The organism is Bacillus pseudomycoides DSM 12442 (assembly GCF_000161455.1).
In the GTDB taxonomy this organism is placed as follows: domain Bacteria; phylum Bacillota; class Bacilli; order Bacillales; family Bacillaceae_G; genus Bacillus_A; species Bacillus_A pseudomycoides.
Genome location: NZ_CM000745.1, coordinates 5,679,937 through 5,682,003, shown reverse-complemented (window position 1 = coordinate 5,682,003; position 2,067 = coordinate 5,679,937). Strand labels below are relative to the sequence as shown.

Below are 2,067 nucleotides of genomic sequence, written 5' to 3'. Positions count from 1 at the left end.
TGAGACGTTATGTCTACTAATCTCGTATAGAACATACATGAAAAAACTGTAAAAACTATTACTAAATCAAATCACGATCTCCATTAACAAACTTTGTAGTTTCGTTCCCGTATAATACTTTCTTTGGATTTATAACTATAATTAAAACCGCAACTATTAAATAAAAAATTGCATTATACATAATTAATTCAATTAATTGTCCATTTATTATGCCTATAAAAAAATTAAAGAAAAAGTGGATGATCATTGGAATAATTAAATTTCGATTTAAATTATAAAATGTTGTCATGACAATTGTAGTAGATATAATTGTAATCATAAAAAACAAAATATATTTGATTAAATTACTGCCTGTAAAACCTGTAGTAAACCATATAGGTAAATGCCACATTCCCCACCAAAAACCAATAATTATTGAAGATTTTAATGGCGAATATTTTTTTTGAAGCTCCATTAGTGCAAAACCTCTCCACCCTAATTCTTCTCCTAGTGGTCCGGACACAATAGTTTTAATAAAGTAATAAATTAACACACCCCATGTAGTTCTATTAAAAATCGAGTTTGCTTCACTGTTAATCGACACGAGAAACAACATTGTCAAAAATATAATTATTTGAATCATACTTACAGTAAGAACTATGGGGAAACTAAGTTTATTTTTAAATCTAGCTTTTAAGAATCGAATAAAACTCTGTTCAGGATAGAGTTTTTTAAATAGCAATACAAAAGCAAAAGTGGAAGACCAAGCTGATATACAAAGCATTACATCAAAAATCCACACTGGAAAATTTAATAACTTTATGACTCCTACAAGAAGAAACAGTGGCCAAAAAATAATGTTGGTTAATAATATAAAACTTACCACTGGTTTTTTCAGTTTTTTATCTCCATTCACATACAATCCCACCTTAAGTTAAATTTTTAAAATACAATAATGTACCTATTCAGTACATCATTATAATAACGCTGAATTTTCTTTCTATTCTAGCTGTATTTTTTTCAAAATATTACTAGTCGATTAATATAATACATTTTTAACTGCTTATAACGGGATTTATGTTAATAACACCTTATGGTGTGGTAAAATTTAGGTGTTCTATTAATGTGAATATACATGAAGTTTAGAAAAGAAAGAGGAGGATTTTTATGGTCGATAATTATATAAATGAAAAAGATCATCTTTTTTATAAAAAACGTTTTTATAATGTTTTAACCTCAATTCCTTTTGTAGTTATCACTCTGATAGTAACCTATTTATCAAATTTGGGATTAACTTTTTTTGTAACCTTAACTGGAATTTCAGTAATAACTTTATTAATTCAGTTCATTTATTATTATTCAAATTGGAAAAAATGAAATCAAAAAACAGGTAAACAATATAAATTAAACTACGGATAACGTGAATTATGTAAATAAAAAGGAAAGCCTTATTATAGAGGCTTTCCTTTTTATTTAGGTTCTGAATTGATATTAATTAAATCATTACTTATTGACGTATAACCAAGAGCTTGTACATGTATATGATTATGTAGCATTTTACCTTTTATATTCCATTTTAAGGACCATCCATCTGTTTCATCAGTATCATATCCCAGCAGCTTTCTTTCTTTCCATGTAGCTGTACCTGTTGGTACAAGCCAAAACAATATAGTTTCTGTATTTTTAGCTTTCACGTATATAGTGATTTCCTCAGTTCCCAGCGGAACACTAACCCAGTTATTTATTTCAGGGATATTTGTATATGTCTTTATGATTTGGGGAGTAGGCTCTTGTACCTGTTGTACATTACCTAAATGCAAAGAACTCATAATACTATACAAGATAAAGCAGTTACCAATAAACATAGATCACCTCATTAAGTAGTATGCTTTAAAGGAACTTTCGATAGTCTGAATTATGGGTTCTGGTGCAAAAACCATTTGATAGAGATATAGAACCTACATGGCCTATTCAATGACAGATTATGATGCAATTCCAAATAACTTATGTATGAACCCAACTTCATTTTGAGCAGACTTCACCTGTAGGTTAAGTTGTCCTTTTTTCATCATATGCATGGCTTCAACG

Annotated in this window: 3 protein-coding genes and 1 pseudogene; 1 reads left to right on the top strand and 3 read right to left on the bottom strand. The window is 28.5% G+C overall.

The features are described 5' to 3' along the window. Positions 1-61 precede the first annotated feature (61 nt). Entirely contained in the window at positions 62-895 is an 834-nt protein-coding gene (locus BPMYX0001_RS28690; protein ID WP_033799561.1) for a type II CAAX endopeptidase family protein, read from the bottom strand. 251 nt (positions 896-1,146) lie between these two features. On the opposite strand from BPMYX0001_RS28690, the gene BPMYX0001_RS28685 reads away from it, so the two are divergent. Continuing rightward, positions 1,147-1,356 (top strand): hypothetical protein, encoded by a 210-nt coding sequence (locus tag BPMYX0001_RS28685; protein ID WP_033799560.1) that lies wholly within the window; start codon positions 1,147-1,149, stop codon positions 1,354-1,356. Positions 1,357-1,448: 92 nt separating this feature from the next. Here BPMYX0001_RS28685 and BPMYX0001_RS28680 read toward each other — a convergent pair whose 3' ends face one another. Both BPMYX0001_RS28680 and BPMYX0001_RS34420 read right to left on the bottom strand, forming a co-directional pair. Further along, positions 1,449-1,844 carry a hypothetical protein gene (locus tag BPMYX0001_RS28680; RefSeq protein ID WP_240517014.1) on the bottom strand — a complete coding sequence of 132 codons (396 nt, stop codon included), beginning with the start codon at positions 1,842-1,844 and terminating at the stop codon, positions 1,449-1,451. A gap of 117 nt (positions 1,845-1,961) precedes the next feature. Continuing rightward, positions 1,962-2,067 (bottom strand): annotated as a pseudogene (locus tag BPMYX0001_RS34420) (IS6 family transposase); the annotation flags it as partial.